This is a genomic window from Burkholderia sp. MSMB1498, from assembly GCF_001526245.1.
Classification (GTDB): Bacteria; Pseudomonadota; Gammaproteobacteria; order Burkholderiales; family Burkholderiaceae; genus Burkholderia; species Burkholderia savannae.
In genome coordinates this window covers 1-1,284 of record NZ_LOYJ01000046.1, presented here as the reverse complement: position 1 = coordinate 1,284, position 1,284 = coordinate 1, and the positions used below count along the sequence as shown (strand labels likewise).

General features: G+C 62.7%; 1 protein-coding gene. It reads left to right on the top strand.

Annotated elements, in window-relative coordinates; genetic code table 11:
* Nucleotides 1-87 precede the first annotated feature (87 nt).
* A protein-coding gene (locus tag WS91_RS08580; RefSeq protein ID WP_394335868.1) for an IS3 family transposase occupies nucleotides 88-1,223 on the top strand; the annotation gives its coding sequence in 2 pieces (ribosomal slippage) (nucleotides 88-343 and nucleotides 343-1,223; 1,137 coding nt in all).
* Nucleotides 1,224-1,284 lie beyond the last annotated feature (61 nt).

The window sequence follows — 1,284 nt, the reverse complement described above, 5'->3', positions numbered from 1 at the left end:
AGAGGTGGCCGCGCAAATTCGGACAGTCGGGTAAGTGGAATGCCCGGGGCCTGAGCCAGCGATAATGCAGGCAAAGGAACCGGAAAGATGACGAAGAGAACCCGACGGACGCACTCAGCGGCGTTCAAAGCGAAAGTGGCCCTGGCGGCGGTCAAGGGCGAGCGCACGCTGGCCGAACTGGCGCAGCAGTTCGATGTGCACCCGAACCAGATCACGGAGTGGAAGCGGCAACTGCAGGAGCGTGCGGCGGATGTGTTCGGCGCGGCCGCTCCACCGTCGAACGAGCCGCCGGTGGACGTGAAAACGCTGCACGCGAAAATCGGACAGTTGACGCTGGAGAACGATTTTTTGTCAGGAGCGCTCGGCAAAGCCGGACTGCTGAGCGCAAAGCGATGATTGACCGTACGCATGCGCTGCCGGTTTCGCGACAGACGCGACTGGTTGGCATCGCGAGATCGAGCGCGTATTACCGGGCGCAGCCAGTGAGCGAGGCGGACCAGTTGCTGATGCGGCGGATCGACGAACTGCACATGGAGTTTCCGTTTGCCGGAGCGCGGATGCTGGCGCGTCTGTTGCGCCGGGAAGGCTATGAGGTCGGCCGCCGCCGCGTGCGCACGCTGATGAAACGCATGGGCGTGGAAGCGCTGTACTGCAAGCCGAACACGAGCCGACGCAATGCGCAGCACAAGATCTGGCCGTACCTGCTGCGCGGCATGAAAATCGCCCGGGCCAATCAGGCGTGGGCACTGGACACGACATACATTCCGATGGCGCGAGGCTTCGTGTACCTGACGGCAGTAGTGGATTGGTCAAGTCGCAAGGTGCTCTCGCACCGGGTGGCGATCACGCTGGAAGCAGTGCACGCCGTCGAGGCGCTCGAGGAAGCGTTCGCGCGCTACGGGCTGCCGGACATTGTGAACACCGATCAGGGCAGCCAGTTCACGGCGGGCGCGTTCACCGAGGCCGTACTGGGTCGAGGCGTGCGGCTGTCGATGGACGGTAAAGGGGCCTGGCGCGACAACGTGTTCGTCGAACGCGTGTGGCGCAGCGTCAAGTACGAAGAGGTTTACCTGCGAGCTTACGAGTCGGTCAGCCATGCCCGGCGCTCCATCGGCGACTACATCGAGCTGTACAACCGAAAACGGCCCCATTCGAGCCTGGCGGATCGGACGCCGGATGAGGCATACTTCGCGACGCTGCCTGCGATCAAATCGGCAGCATGATTGCCTCGGACGTTCCACTTAAAAATCTCAGAAAACTGTCCGAACGAGTGAGGCCACCTCT